Source organism: Bacillus sp. LQ01 (assembly GCF_057624735.1).
In genome coordinates this window covers 301,306-313,982 of the sequence record NZ_JBYEZL010000001.1, presented here as the reverse complement: position 1 = coordinate 313,982, position 12,677 = coordinate 301,306, and the positions used below count along the sequence as shown (strand labels likewise).

Below are 12,677 nucleotides of genomic sequence, written 5' to 3'. Positions count from 1 at the left end.
GAAGCAATGGTGAATCATTTTTAAATTATATAGTTAGTATATTCTATTTATATGAATTACTAATAAGAGCTTGAATCACTTTTTCTCTTAACTCGGGGCTTAGTCTTCCAACCCCTAAATATTCCGAATACCATAATCCATCTGCTGCTAATCTAATAATTGTTGCACAAACTGAATCTATCTCATCATTTTCTATATTTTTTTGCAGTTGCTGAAATGATTGTTGTAATGGCTCAAGTAATTCAGGTTTTAACATGAGTGCTGCCATCATACTGCTAGACAACTCTTCTGTTCTTCTCTCATTACTTAATCTTTCCTCTACAAAAGAGCGAACCCATCTCCCTTTCCTCTCTGAGTCTTCCGCTACTTTATTGTAAATGGCCCCTTCATAATCCTCTACCCCTCGGACTATCATACCTTCTATTAAAGCTTCTTTATTTGAAAAGTGATACAATAATCCACCTTTGCTTAAACCCGCCTCTTTTGCCACTGCTTCTAAAGTTAATTTAGCAACCCCTTTACATTGTACAATTTGAGAAGCGGCCGCCAAAATCTTTTGCCGCGTTATGCTTATACTCATTCCTTTTTAAAACCCCATTTCTACTAAATTTATATAAATACGAATCTTATTTTTAATATTGTTGATTACTACTAAGTATTTTCTTTATACAACAAAAGCTTCATTACCTTTGAATTTTTAGTTACTTATTCTATTAAAAATTTCCATATCATTCAATATGATAACATTAAATACACAAAGCTGACTATACATCTATACTTTTGTATTTATTGAAAATATATCCATTAATAAAATTTACCGATTTATTCCTTCTTATTACTTTAAGACAGCAGTAATTCTTTCAGTACTAAATAAAAAATGTTATTACTCCCATTAAATTGAGTAATAACATTTTACTTAACAAATTCGCTGCCAACTAGCATCCTTCACATCTTCACTAGTCGGTTTTCTAACTGATCCAATAAAGTGAAACTTTATATCCGCAACATGGACAGGTGTATTTCATTTTGTCACTCCATTATTAACTTGTTTTCCCATATATTCCGACTCACAAAGAATGTAACAGCACAAATCATAGTTATCCCCATGAAAAATGTATTAGAATCTTCATATGTAGTTGGAATGCCTACCGTTACGAAAACAATACTAAAAGCTAAAAATAGATATAATAATAAAGATATAATATAGCTTAGTTTAAATCGTAAAATGATACCTCTAAACAATAGCTCACCAAGTAGACAGCCACCTAAAATAATAGGTACTCCGAAATACAATGTAAGGACTCCCATTTGCGCAGTAGATTGAATTATCTTTCCAATTATGTTCGGCGAAACCAGCTCACTATCGTTTCCCATCCTATCATATAAATCAAGTGCTGTTGCTGAAATAAAGAAACTTAATATAGAAAATGAATACGGTATTAAAAATTTGCTCACTCTCATTCACCTCGCTTTTTTCTTTACATATATTATTCATTATTTCCTATCATTTTTACATAAAAAAATAACCCTCTATGATAAAACATAGAGGGTAGCATTTCTATATAAAAATCTATACCTTATCCTGAAGTGAATCCCGAAAATAGGACAAATATCAAAACACCTAAACCATCTGCTATCTGCTCCCTACATTCTTTAGGGTAGATAGTTTATATGTTTTATTAGAAAGTAGTGCCTTCTTTTTTATAATATTCTTTTGAAATCTCTTCATAAAATGCGGCTGATGTCGCGTAGAAATAAGGTGCTAACCATAAGAAACCGATTCCTACAGTAAGAATACTTAAAATGAACCAACCTAAGAAACTTAAGCATAGTAAAAAGTAATCCATTTTATGTCCATTCATCATATGACGACTCTCAGTAATCGCTTGATTCGCTGTATATTCTGGATGATCATTCAAAATAAAATATGTCATAGAATAAGAAAATGATTTAATAATACCTGGAATAATAAGAAGTAATGTCCATAGAGTCAAGTAGACATACATTAGTAAATATGTTAAAAACGACTTCATCAACTTACTTCCATCGCTAAACCATCTAAATATATGACCAATGCGAGCATCAGTCCCACGAATTGCATTTAAAACAAGATAATAGGCACCTATTGTTAATGGACCAATAACAAGCATTACTATAATACTTACTGTAAGTGAATCACTTGCTTCTTCCCAACCCCAAAATATCGAGAAAATACCTGTTGTTAGCATTTCAACAGCTCCAATAAGGATTCCAATTAATAAGGTTGCCCCTACCGCTAGTCCCCATCTTCCTTTTAATGCATCAAGTGCTTCTCTTTTCAACTGACTTATCATATATAACCTCCTAATACTATTTCCATTTTATTATACCATTTATATCAAAAATCCCACATATTTTCCTAAAACAGAAGCATATTACCTTTTTTCATACGTATTGATACATGTGTGCTGTAGTTGTACTAATATATGGATTAAACGACTCTTTTCCCTATAACAAAAAAGCCTGCCTTTCATAATAGGCAAGCTTTCTCAAGTTACATCTCATTTATTTTCTTCTTATACCAATCCTGCATTCTCTCCGCATCTTCTACTCTCGTATGCTCTATTTTATAACTAGATGATGCACTCGAAAACTTATACGTACATAAATCCGCACGGCGCTGGAAATATGATTGTGTCTTCTCCATTGATTGGACGTGTCTTCTTCTAATAAGTCCTGTATATTTTCCGACGCTACGATAGACAAGTGTAATTTGTTCTCCGTTAACACTGTAGCCATTTGTTTTAAATGTTGCGTAGCCAAGTGTAAAGATAAGGATTGCGAGCGGTAGTAATGCCCACATGATGTAATACTTTTCAAAGTATACGCTTATTCCAGTAAGCGGGATTGCGAGCATAGCGAAAAAGATGAAACTATCAATGAGATAGCGGCGCAATGCTGCTTTTGGTAACGAAGTAATATTTGCATTCAGTTCGTATGGTAATTGTAAATGCGCGAGTAATTGTTGCACTCGATTTTTTCGAATGATAGGATGCAGTGTAACTTTTTCTTCTTTCCCTTCACTTTGAATGACTTCTACTTGCACAGCACAATAACCGAACGGTTGGCGTAAAATGCCTTCTTTTATCGTAATCCCTTGAATGCGGTGCAATTTTAGTACGAGTTCTTTTCTCTCCAGTAACCCTTGCGAAATACGGACTTCATCATTTTTTCGATTCACTGTGAAGTTACCGTGTTTTAACGCGTAGCCAATTGTAGATATCATCCAAGAAACGACAAGTAAAATAGCTACCATGTAAATCCAGCCATATATATCGTGGTCCATTACATATGACGTCACACTATTTTTTATCCATTTCGGAATATACTCATCTACTTGGTGATAAACGAAAAAGATTAAAGAGAACAATACTCCAAATTGACCAGATGTAACAGACGCTATTAAAATCTCTTTCCACGTTAACTTGTACTCTGTCGTTTGTTTTTCCTCTGTAACAATTGCTTTTTCTACTGTATTTTCTGCTGCTTCGTCTAACGTTTTTTCTGCTTTCACTTCTGGAGTTGGCTCATTTAGCAAAGTAATAAGCTCCGTCGCCTCTTCTACCGTAATTCCAGCTAAGCTAACTTCTGCTTCATCGCCCCCGCCAGCTGTTTCAATCTGAATTTTTTTCAAACCGAGCATTTGGTATAGTACGTTAGAACTTGTATTAATTGTTTGAACACGTTCTTTATTTAAGTAGCTCTCCTTTTTCACAAAGAGACCTTGTTTCACATGTAATACGTTATTTTCGACCCAGTATACTTTGTAATACCAGCCTACGATAGCTGAAATAATTGTGATTAACGCAAAGCCAATAGGAACTAAATACCAAAATGGAAACTTTCCCCTTAAGCTAAAAAGAAAAATAATGAGTGGTATAAAGTCTGTTATTTTTAACTCTAATAACATCGTGATTGGATGCTGCCTTTTATACATCCTCATCACTCACTTTCGCTAATTCTGCGATTTTCGTTTTCAACATTTCAGCTTCATACATCGTTAAACCTGGGATGCTATGAGAAGTTGCTGCCGTTGAAATCTGTAATTCTGCTAAGCCATATTTTCTCATAATTGGTCCTTGTTCAATCGTTACGTGCTGCACACGAATCATCGGTACTAATACGCGCTTTACGACAAAAAGACCATGCTGAATTTCAAGTTCTTCTTCATTTAGTTGATAGCTGTAATAACGTTGACGTAGTTTCGGGAATAAGAAGTACGCAAATGGTGCGAACACAACTGTTAGCCCAATCATCACATACAAAATCCACGCCCACCAATCAAACTTTATCATGAGGAAAAGGTAAGCTAAAATAACGAGTATACCGATCCCTTCTTCAATTACAGCACGAACTTTCCACACCTTGACCATGTCAGGGTGAATTTCATTTTTCAATGGATCCATGTAACCACTCCAAATCTAGTAATCTAATATATGAATACTCTCAATCTATATTTTACGTAACTTTACAGAAAATTGAAATTCAATCTTCTTTCTTCTCAGGAATAAAATATCCGAACCAAAGTAGCCAAATGAAACCGATTAACTTCATCCAATTTCCATCCGCTTGAAAAGCTTCAATCATACCTGGTATTTTATAAACCCCAATAAATCCAAGAAAACCGAGCCACCAGTTTTTTTGCATTTTCATCTTTACTCCTCCTTCATGACGTTTTTCACATTTCGAATCCAAATTTCTTTATACTTTAACTGGAATCCCATGAGCATATAGTTGCTCATATTATCAATCACGAGTGCTAGCGTATGAGCATTTTCTTCCGTTTCATGTTGTGACACTACGTCAAGTTCTACGCCTTTCTTCAATAAATCGTGGAAACCATTTAAGAAATCTTCTTGTATTTCAAATAAGCGTTTCTGATACTTTTCATTTCGCGATGCAGTTACGATAAATTCATTGATAACGCGTAATATCCCTTCTTGCCCTTCATATTCAGAGAGCATATGTAAACCATCAGCAATTAACTTTTCTGCAAAATTTTCTTTCGTATATTGCTCTTTATCGAAATAACTCACGAAATGATATCCAGAGAAAATTTCTTCAAATAAAAAATCGATTAACGCTTCTTTAGAAGAAAAATGATAATAAATAGCCGGTTTTGAAATACCTACCTCTTTCGCAATCATGGAAAGACTCATCTTCTCAATGCCGTGTTCTGCCATAAGTTTAAATGATGCCTCTACAATGTTTTGCGATGTTTGTAAATTCTTCGTCATACTGTACCTCACTTATTTTTACTTACCGGTCGGTAAGTAAATTATAAAACAAAACGAAATGATTTTCAATTTAGTTAGCACTACAGAAGGTGTTTATCAGAAAATACAGAAAGTTATAAAGTAAAAGCAACATATAACAATAAGGAGGATATCATATGGGACTTGGCGGTAATGGCGGTAGTGGTGGTAATGGCGGCGGTGAAGCAGGACAAGCTGGTAAGAGCGGATTTTCATTAATCATTGTACTTTTTATCGTATTGATTATAGTTGGAGTTAGCTATATCGGACTTGGCTTCTAAGAAAAGGCGTCCTACGTTACACATGTAGGACGCCTTCTTTTTAATCCCTATTCAGCAATCGCATACGATAACAATTCATCGTCACTTCTCCAAGTCTTTGCAGCAATTGATAGTTCGCATATGCGCCGACTGGGGCACCGATTACCGGGACGAGCTGAAGCATTTTTGCTAAATCGATATAGTCTCGGTATTCTGTTTGGAACTTTTCCCAGTCCATATGATTTTCTTTTTCTGTATCCCACGTTTCAATTGCTTTCCATATTTCTTTTCGGTGATTGTCACTTGAAAAGGCAAGCTGAAAAACGTGAAGGATAAAAAGACGCTCTTCTTGTTTACTCGTATCAAATCCGTACAACGTTGCTGCATCGAATAAAAATTTAATTTTAATTGTAAGTAGAAGCGGAAAGTCAGCAAGACCGAGGAGAATACCGCCAGCCCCCGTCCCTGCTCCTTCTGCCGCTGCTATTTTTTTGTACTCATCCATTTTTTTACGTACTTCATCGTCTCGTCTTTGCAATGACCATGTCGTCTCTTTTAGCTTCGGCTTTATAAAGTTTGACCCGGCGCTGATCGTTTGCACCATCATACGAATCGTCTCTGTTAGTACCTTTTGTACTTTCGCCGGAATGAGCTGTTGCACTTTCGTCTGCACTTTTTTGGAGAACCGTGTCATCATAGAAGAATCTTTCATGAATGTAGCTTTCCACTGCTCCAATTCTTTTATAACCTTCTCTTCGTATGTAATCATAGGTTCATTCCTTTCAATTTAAACGCTCAATGCGCTTCGCCCCGTATTGGTAAACAAAACCGATACTAAATAATATGCTTACGATAAGTAAAATTCCTGTCATCATGAAATCTTTCGTTGCTAGTGCAAATATAACTGTAAAGATTACGCTCCCTATGATTAGAATCGCGTTTAATAAAGTAAGAAAGTCTTTCTTCTTCTCTTCTCCCCCTACCGGATACAAATCAAGCCAAATCTTCATGCGGTGATGTTTCCATAAAGTTAAGAGCTGATAACCGATTAAGTATAGGAAAATAAGGCTTACGATAAATCGTCCATATAAAAACGGAATGAAGTACAAAATAACTCCTCCAAGAGCGAGCAAACGCACATATAAACCGAAATAGTTACCAGATCGTAAAAATGTTCTCGTATATAAGTATAAATAGGTACGCTTTTCACCAATCATCGAAAGAATGAAATCGAGCCATTTTCTCCGTGCTACTCTTTCTTTTAATGCTGGTACATCAACGAACATATTCGCAATGCGGTACAGTAGCATCATCTTCTTACCTTCTTCAGAAATTAAATACTCCCAGTTTAGCGGCTTTCCCTTCACCATTTGATGCAGTACTACGAGGTATAACACCATGAGAAGGACGGTTCCGCCAATAAACATAACCGAAGTACGCTCTACAAGGAAATAAACAAATAAGCCGTTTAAAATGAAACGAATGAACCAATCAGCTCTTTGTATATTTTGATCTGTTAAAAATGACTTTTCCCACGCTACGAATAAGTTCCACGCTTTTACGATAACAAACGCGAGTCCAATCCATATGTAAGCCGCTCCTGTTTGCTTCATTTGTTGGAAGTATAACGGAGCAAGCGCAGCTGCTACGATTGCGATTATGTATAACTGAATCATAAATGTAAAAAGAAATGCCTTTGTGAAGTAAGGTTTTAACTTTTCTTCAACTGGCAGTAAGTAAACGAGATCCGCTTCTTTTAATAATGTTTGAATGGATCCAGCCGTTAACACGAGTCCAATTAATACTGCCATTACGAGCGCCGCCGGAAACGAAGGTGTTAACGTTTGTAACCATTGCTGGTAATAATACGCTCCCGCACCAATGATGAACACGAAAATAAATTTCAAATGATCATTAAATACGTATTTACTATATGTACGAACTTCTTTTAGAAAGTGACGAAATCGTTCTTTCCATAACGCTGTGCTATTCATAATCTTCTTCCTTTGTTAGCGCGATGTAAATATCATCTAACGTTGCACCTGGCATATTAAACTGTGATTGCAGTTCAGATAGCGTTCCCTTCGCTCTTACTTCACCTTGATGCAAAATAATGAACGAATCACAATAACGCTCTGCCGTCGCTAAAATATGTGTGCTCATTAAAATACCGGCACCACTCTTTTTCATTTGGTCCATCATTTGAAGAAGGGATTGAATCGCTAACGGATCTAATCCAACGAAAGGTTCATCTACTATGTAAAGAGATGGCTCCACTAAAAATGCGCTCATAATCATTACTTTTTGTTTCATTCCTTTTGAGAAATGAGATGGAAACCATTTTAAACGATTTTTCATACGAAACTCTTGTAGTAGTTGTCCTACACGTTCTTCATATTGTTTTTCATCAACGCCATACGCCATAGCTGTTAATTTCAAATGCTCTTCTAACGTTAATTCATCATATAATACTGGCGTTTCCGGAATGAATGAAAAGCTAGAACGGTACGCTGTCATATCATCACGAATTGTTTTCCCATTAATTGTGACAGTTCCTTTTTTCGGTTCCATTAAACCGATAATATGTTTAATCGTCGTACTTTTACCAGCTCCATTTAAACCGATTAAGCCGACAAGTTCGCCTTTATTAACAGAGAACGAAACGTCTTTTAATACAGGTCGTTTCGTATATCCTCCTGTAACATTTTCTACACGCAATAACTCGCTCATACGACACCACTTTCTTCATTAGTATTCATTCTATATTCATCTTACCAAAAATTATGCTGTACTACATAGTATCCATGTACTCAAAAAAAATTTTTAAATTTATTAGCATATATTTTTCCGAAAGCGGACATCATAATTATTGAAGAAGGAACACATTGAAAAAGCAACCACCAATTGATGAGTACAACAACATAGTGAAGTCATCATGAAATGGGGTGTCCAAGTTGGACAATGAAATTTACACATAACCAGATCATTTGTTTCATTTTCGAAACGGGGTGTCTCTGAAAGAGCATATACTGTTTTAAAAAATAAACAATTTCATTTTAAAAAAGATTGCAATTCATTTCACTTGAAAATGGGGTGTCTACGGCAGAAACTTTAGCCGATTTACCGTGCATTTCTTAAATAAATGAGGTGTCTGCGAAACGTAAATTACGATAATGCTTTTTCAATCCCTCTTCAGAAAACAGGAAGCTGAGTCAGCTTCCTGTTTTTCGTGTTTGTTCTCTTATGTAATTATGGTAAAATACGGCTAAGGATATTTGAAAGGATGAGATCAATGAATCATACAGCAGACAATTGTATTTTTTGTAAAATCATTGACGGGCAAATCCCTTGCTCAAAAGTATACGAAGATGAACATGTGCTTGCATTTTTAGATATTAGTCAAGTAACAAAAGGACATACTCTTGTTATTCCGAAAGTTCACAAACAAGACATTTTTGCGCTAACGCCAGAAATCGCATCACACATTTTTTCTGTCGTTCCAAAAATCGCAAATGCGATTAAAGCAGAGTTTAATCCAGTTGGCTTTAACCTACTTAACAATAACGGTGAAAAAGCTGGACAAACTGTGTTCCACTTCCACCTTCATTTAATTCCACGCTACGGTGAAAAAGATGGTTTCGGTGCTGTTTGGAAATCACATCAAAATGAATACACTATGGAAAATTTACAAAACATCGCAAGTACAATTGCAAATAGTGTGAAATAATGACACTATAAGAAGGCGTAATACATAACAAGCCACTTCCCTGAAGTCATCAAATTCCGCATGGCTTGTTTCTTTACTTAAAATGCTCAGGGATGATTGTTTGTGCATAGCACATATAAGAAAGATATGCATATTTTTCCCATCATGAATACGAACAAAAAATAAGGAGGTCTCCTTTTATGTCAAAAGCTAAATCCTTTATTACAGGTGTTATTTGCGGCGGAGCAGTTGCTGGACTAGCTGTTCTTTTCTCAACTCCTTCTTCTGGTAAAGACATGCGCGGCAAGTTAAAAGAAAAAGGAAATGATATTAAAAAGACTTTAGCTGATATTACAGCTGATACGAAATTATTAAAGCGTCAAATTGTTGAAACTGCTTCAGAAGGTAAAGAAGTGTTTCAAGAATTAAAAGATGACATGCAAGACACGCTTTCTAACTGGAAGCAAGATATTTCTCAAAACAAGCGCCATATTGAGAAAGAAATTTTGGACATCCAAAAGTCAATTGAGAAACTACAAGAAGCTGTTCCAGAAAAAGCGTAAACAAATTCCTGCTTAGTTTTTTGCATATAACAAATATTTTTTATATAAATTGACCTTGACACGGCATATCGTATAGATATGCCGTGTTTTTATGCATTTACAATATATGTTATCACTTAACATGTAAGGACAACGTATGTATTCACGACTCATAAAACGCTTCCATAGTTATGCATGATTTGTATAGAATGTCATTTTTCCGAAAAATTTTCACAATTCTCACAAAAAGACTTTATTAATTTTTATTTTACTGGCATAATAGATAGTAATGAAAAAAGAATGTTAAAGTGGGTGAGTAAATGAAAAGTGGAGAAAAAGATTACTCGGTAAAAGAAGCGATGATTTTCAGCCAACGCATTGCTCAATTATCGAAAGCGTTATGGAAATGTGTAGAGAAAGATTGGCAGCAGTGGATTAAACCTTACGATTTAAATATTAATGAACATCATATTTTAACAATCGCTTATCATTTAAAAGGGGCTTCTATTTCTGAGATTGCTAAGTTTGGAGTTATGCACGTATCAACAGCGTTTAACTTCTCGAAAAAGCTGGAAGAACGCGGCTATCTTGTATTCTCAAAAAAGGAAGATGATAAACGAAATACGTACATTGAAATTACAGACAAAGGGGAAGAATTACTACTTCGCTTAATGGAAGAGTATGATCCTGAAAATAATTCAGTGTTTAATGGGGCTCTTGCACTTCGTAATTTTTATGGGAAGTTCCCAGAAAATATCGAACTGATTGCAATCCTGCGTAACATTTACGGACAAGACTTTATCGATATTTTTGAGAAATCATTAGAAGATATTGAAGAGAACTTTACAGAATCCGATCAAAAGTTAGTTAAGAAATAATCTATTTATTTTTTCGCAATCATGCTTAAGAATTCATTCATAAGCGGCTTAAATAAACCTTGTTTTGCTAGCGCTTCCGCAGTTTCGTGTACTTCGAGCTGATGTGGAAGCGCTTTTTCAAATTGATCTAACAGCGCATCGAACAAAAGAAGCCCTTCTGCTTTCTCCACTACATATTGCTCGTTCAGTTTTTCACAAAGATTTAGTATACGTTCAATATCTTTTTTACGAGCTTTTTTCTTTATGATCAAAGAATAAAATGGACACTTCTCTTCATCAATCATTTTAAATAATAGGTCTACATAGTATTCAGCTTGTTCTAATCTTCTAACAACGTCCATTTTCTCCCTCACTTTCTAACACAAAGTCTTCTATTTCTGAATTTTGTAACACGAACAAAATATCGTGTGATACAATATATGTATATGTATTTTAGCCAAAAGGAGGTCTCGCCTCATGACACTTATAACAGTTGTTTTTGTCGCATTCGCACTTCTTGTTATATTTTACACGAATTTCATGACACATACACTGTGTGAACGAAAACAAATAGCTGCGAGCCGCCAGCCCGGTGTCTTTCGGGTTATTAATGTATGTATAACAATTTTATTAATTTCTAGTTATATAGAAATTATATTTCATGGAAAGTGAGGAAGGAAAGCCCCTTCCTCACTTTTTTCCTCTATAAGCAAATTATACCTACAATAACCAATAAAATAAACAGTACAAGTAATAAAATAAGTTGAGAATTCATCCCCATCCCCTCCTCTATTCTGTATATGCGGCATACGCCCAATATGGCACACTTTCAAAATCTGACACGTGCTGGTTAATTTTTCTTTATCAATATGAAAACGGTTCGAAATATGATATATTAAATTTTGTACATATTGCTTATACTATAGAACAAAACATTCATCAAAACTTTATCCTCAGCCACGGTAAGCCCTGTTAAGCGCGCTTTACCAATATAAAAAAGCAAAAGTATCAGTGAGACTTAATCGGGCTCTTATGAACTAAAATTCATCGGTGTAGGATAAATTAAAAATACATAATAGTAGGAGTGTTTATTGAATGAAGAAAGCTATGCTTGCCTTAGCCGCAACAAGTGTAATCGCATTATCAGCATGTGGAACATCATCATCAGACAAAATTGTTACATCTAAAGCTGGTGACATTACAAAAGAAGAATTCTACGATCAAATGAAGACACAAGCTGGTAAACAAGTACTAAACAACATGGTTATGGAAAAAGTACTTATTAAAAACTACAAAGTTGAAGACAAAGATGTAGACAAAAAGTTCGATGAAATGAAAAAACAATACGGTGATCAATTCGATACACTAATGAAACAACAAGGTATTAAAGAAGAAACTATTAAAAATAGTGTGCGTGCTCAATTAGCTCAAGAAAAAGCGGTTGAACAATCGATTACTGATAAAGATGTAAAAGCAAAATTCGAGGATTATAAAAAAGAAATTAAAGCAAGTCATATCCTTGTAAAAGATGAAGAAACTGCTAAAAAGGTAAAAGATGAACTTGCTCAAGGTAAATCTTTCGAAGAATTAGCAAAACAATACTCTGAAGATACAGGCTCAAAAGAAAAAGGTGGCGACTTAGGATTCTTCGGACCAGGGAAAATGGTAAAAGAATTTGAAGAAGCAGCTCAAAAGTTGAAAAAAGGTGAAGTAAGCGAACCTGTAAAAACACAATTCGGTTACCATATCATCAAAGTAACTGATAATCACGCAGATGCAAATTTCGATAAAGCAAAAGCTGATATTAAAAAATCACTAGTTCAAGAAAAAACACAAGATGCTCAATTTATGAACGATCTTATGATGAAAGAAATCAAAAAAGCTGACGTAAAAGTTGACGATAAAGATTTAAAAGATCTTTTCGAAGAGAAAAAAGCTGACGATAAGAAAGACGAAAAGAAATAATGAAGTAAAAAAAGCTTGGGCTTCGGCCCGAGCTTTTTTTATCTCCTCTTCTC

General features: G+C 34.9%; 17 protein-coding genes. 6 read left to right on the top strand and 11 right to left on the bottom strand.

Going from position 1 to position 12,677, the window contains the following annotated elements; all coding sequences use genetic code 11:
- Positions 1-43: 43 nt before the first annotated feature.
- The 7 genes from AC22L0_RS01750 to AC22L0_RS01720 all read right to left on the bottom strand — a co-directional run bounded on the left by AC22L0_RS01750 (position 44) and on the right by AC22L0_RS01720 (position 5,276).
- Positions 44-580: a TetR/AcrR family transcriptional regulator gene (locus tag AC22L0_RS01750; RefSeq protein WP_000028010.1), complete on the bottom strand. Its 537-nt coding sequence runs from the start codon at positions 578-580 to the stop codon at positions 44-46.
- Between the two features lie 449 nt (positions 581-1,029).
- Positions 1,030-1,455 (bottom strand): hypothetical protein, encoded by a 426-nt coding sequence (locus AC22L0_RS01745; RefSeq protein ID WP_002098741.1) that lies wholly within the window; start codon positions 1,453-1,455, stop codon positions 1,030-1,032.
- 224 nt (positions 1,456-1,679) lie between these two features.
- Positions 1,680-2,333 carry a DUF975 family protein gene (locus AC22L0_RS01740; protein WP_000625400.1) on the bottom strand — a complete coding sequence of 218 codons (654 nt, stop codon included), beginning with the start codon at positions 2,331-2,333 and terminating at the stop codon, positions 1,680-1,682.
- Positions 2,334-2,533: 200 nt separating this feature from the next.
- Positions 2,534-3,976, bottom strand: coding sequence for a PH domain-containing protein (locus AC22L0_RS01735; RefSeq protein WP_065704657.1), 1,443 nt, complete (start codon positions 3,974-3,976; stop codon positions 2,534-2,536).
- On the bottom strand, positions 3,969-4,445 hold the full coding sequence (locus AC22L0_RS01730; protein ID WP_487272097.1) for a PH domain-containing protein: 477 nt from the start codon (positions 4,443-4,445) through the stop codon (positions 3,969-3,971). Before AC22L0_RS01730 ends, AC22L0_RS01735 begins: the two co-directional genes overlap by 8 nt.
- Positions 4,446-4,524: 79 nt before the next feature.
- Positions 4,525-4,692 carry a hypothetical protein gene (locus AC22L0_RS01725; RefSeq protein ID WP_000783813.1) on the bottom strand — a complete coding sequence of 56 codons (168 nt, stop codon included), beginning with the start codon at positions 4,690-4,692 and terminating at the stop codon, positions 4,525-4,527.
- 2 nt (positions 4,693-4,694) lie between these two features.
- A complete protein-coding gene (locus AC22L0_RS01720; RefSeq protein ID WP_000164831.1) occupies positions 4,695-5,276 on the bottom strand; it encodes a TetR/AcrR family transcriptional regulator in 582 nt (193 codons plus the stop codon).
- A gap of 155 nt (positions 5,277-5,431) precedes the next feature.
- On the opposite strand from AC22L0_RS01720, the gene AC22L0_RS01715 reads away from it, so the two are divergent.
- On the top strand, positions 5,432-5,575 hold the full coding sequence (locus AC22L0_RS01715; RefSeq protein WP_000522760.1) for a YjcZ family sporulation protein: 144 nt from the start codon (positions 5,432-5,434) through the stop codon (positions 5,573-5,575).
- A gap of 40 nt (positions 5,576-5,615) precedes the next feature.
- Here the strand turns inward: AC22L0_RS01715 and ecsC are convergent, their stop codons facing one another.
- From ecsC to ecsA, 3 genes are read right to left on the bottom strand one after another with little or no spacing between them, the layout of a single operon-like run.
- Positions 5,616-6,323 (bottom strand): ecs operon protein EcsC, encoded by a 708-nt coding sequence (ecsC, locus tag AC22L0_RS01710; protein WP_000634143.1) that lies wholly within the window; start codon positions 6,321-6,323, stop codon positions 5,616-5,618.
- A 13-nt stretch (positions 6,324-6,336) separates the two neighbouring features.
- Positions 6,337-7,548, bottom strand: coding sequence for an ABC transporter permease EcsB (ecsB, locus tag AC22L0_RS01705; RefSeq protein WP_098607468.1), 1,212 nt, complete (start codon positions 7,546-7,548; stop codon positions 6,337-6,339).
- On the bottom strand, positions 7,541-8,284 hold the full coding sequence (ecsA, locus tag AC22L0_RS01700; protein WP_001292603.1) for an ABC transporter ATP-binding protein EcsA: 744 nt from the start codon (positions 8,282-8,284) through the stop codon (positions 7,541-7,543). Before ecsA ends, ecsB begins: the two co-directional genes overlap by 8 nt.
- A 562-nt stretch (positions 8,285-8,846) precedes the next feature.
- On the opposite strand from ecsA, the gene AC22L0_RS01695 reads away from it, so the two are divergent.
- From AC22L0_RS01695 to AC22L0_RS01685, 3 genes are all read left to right on the top strand, one after another.
- Positions 8,847-9,281: an HIT family protein gene (locus tag AC22L0_RS01695; protein WP_001016835.1), complete on the top strand. Its 435-nt coding sequence runs from the start codon at positions 8,847-8,849 to the stop codon at positions 9,279-9,281.
- A 179-nt stretch (positions 9,282-9,460) separates the two neighbouring features.
- Positions 9,461-9,823: a YtxH domain-containing protein gene (locus AC22L0_RS01690; protein ID WP_000030302.1), complete on the top strand. Its 363-nt coding sequence runs from the start codon at positions 9,461-9,463 to the stop codon at positions 9,821-9,823.
- A gap of 299 nt (positions 9,824-10,122) precedes the next feature.
- Positions 10,123-10,680: an HTH-type transcriptional regulator Hpr gene (locus AC22L0_RS01685; protein WP_000834924.1), complete on the top strand. Its 558-nt coding sequence runs from the start codon at positions 10,123-10,125 to the stop codon at positions 10,678-10,680.
- 5 nt (positions 10,681-10,685) lie between these two features.
- On the opposite strand, the gene AC22L0_RS01680 is transcribed toward AC22L0_RS01685, so the two are convergent.
- Positions 10,686-11,021, bottom strand: coding sequence for a DUF1878 family protein (locus tag AC22L0_RS01680; RefSeq protein WP_000383655.1), 336 nt, complete (start codon positions 11,019-11,021; stop codon positions 10,686-10,688).
- 115 nt (positions 11,022-11,136) lie between these two features.
- On the opposite strand from AC22L0_RS01680, the gene AC22L0_RS01675 reads away from it, so the two are divergent.
- Positions 11,137-11,331 carry a hypothetical protein gene (locus AC22L0_RS01675; RefSeq protein ID WP_000172690.1) on the top strand — a complete coding sequence of 65 codons (195 nt, stop codon included), beginning with the start codon at positions 11,137-11,139 and terminating at the stop codon, positions 11,329-11,331.
- Between the two features lie 423 nt (positions 11,332-11,754).
- Positions 11,755-12,624 carry a peptidylprolyl isomerase PrsA gene (gene prsA / locus AC22L0_RS01670; RefSeq protein ID WP_098507855.1) on the top strand — a complete coding sequence of 290 codons (870 nt, stop codon included), beginning with the start codon at positions 11,755-11,757 and terminating at the stop codon, positions 12,622-12,624.
- The last annotated feature ends 53 nt before the right edge of the window (positions 12,625-12,677 follow it).

What these genes read in the sequence shown, in the direction of transcription:
- AC22L0_RS01725 (WP_000783813.1), bottom strand. Translation starts at nt 4,692, where the DNA reads ATGAAAATGCAAAAAAACTGGTGGCTCGGTTTTCTTGGATTTATTGGG.
- AC22L0_RS01730 (WP_487272097.1), bottom strand. Translation starts at nt 4,445, where the DNA reads ATGGATCCATTGAAAAATGAAATTCACCCTGACATGGTCAAGGTGTGG.
- AC22L0_RS01695 (WP_001016835.1), top strand. Translation starts at nt 8,847, where the DNA reads ATGAATCATACAGCAGACAATTGTATTTTTTGTAAAATCATTGACGGG.
- AC22L0_RS01720 (WP_000164831.1), bottom strand. Translation starts at nt 5,276, where the DNA reads ATGACGAAGAATTTACAAACATCGCAAAACATTGTAGAGGCATCATTT.
- AC22L0_RS01715 (WP_000522760.1), top strand. Translation starts at nt 5,432, where the DNA reads ATGGGACTTGGCGGTAATGGCGGTAGTGGTGGTAATGGCGGCGGTGAA.
- ecsA (WP_001292603.1), bottom strand. Translation starts at nt 8,284, where the DNA reads ATGAGCGAGTTATTGCGTGTAGAAAATGTTACAGGAGGATATACGAAA.
- ecsC (WP_000634143.1), bottom strand. Translation starts at nt 6,323, where the DNA reads ATGATTACATACGAAGAGAAGGTTATAAAAGAATTGGAGCAGTGGAAA.
- AC22L0_RS01685 (WP_000834924.1), top strand. Translation starts at nt 10,123, where the DNA reads ATGAAAAGTGGAGAAAAAGATTACTCGGTAAAAGAAGCGATGATTTTC.
- AC22L0_RS01690 (WP_000030302.1), top strand. Translation starts at nt 9,461, where the DNA reads ATGTCAAAAGCTAAATCCTTTATTACAGGTGTTATTTGCGGCGGAGCA.
- prsA (WP_098507855.1), top strand. Translation starts at nt 11,755, where the DNA reads ATGAAGAAAGCTATGCTTGCCTTAGCCGCAACAAGTGTAATCGCATTA.
- AC22L0_RS01735 (WP_065704657.1), bottom strand. Translation starts at nt 3,976, where the DNA reads ATGTATAAAAGGCAGCATCCAATCACGATGTTATTAGAGTTAAAAATA.
- AC22L0_RS01675 (WP_000172690.1), top strand. Translation starts at nt 11,137, where the DNA reads ATGACACTTATAACAGTTGTTTTTGTCGCATTCGCACTTCTTGTTATA.
- AC22L0_RS01680 (WP_000383655.1), bottom strand. Translation starts at nt 11,021, where the DNA reads ATGGACGTTGTTAGAAGATTAGAACAAGCTGAATACTATGTAGACCTA.
- ecsB (WP_098607468.1), bottom strand. Translation starts at nt 7,548, where the DNA reads ATGAATAGCACAGCGTTATGGAAAGAACGATTTCGTCACTTTCTAAAA.
- AC22L0_RS01740 (WP_000625400.1), bottom strand. Translation starts at nt 2,333, where the DNA reads ATGATAAGTCAGTTGAAAAGAGAAGCACTTGATGCATTAAAAGGAAGA.
- AC22L0_RS01750 (WP_000028010.1), bottom strand. Translation starts at nt 580, where the DNA reads ATGAGTATAAGCATAACGCGGCAAAAGATTTTGGCGGCCGCTTCTCAA.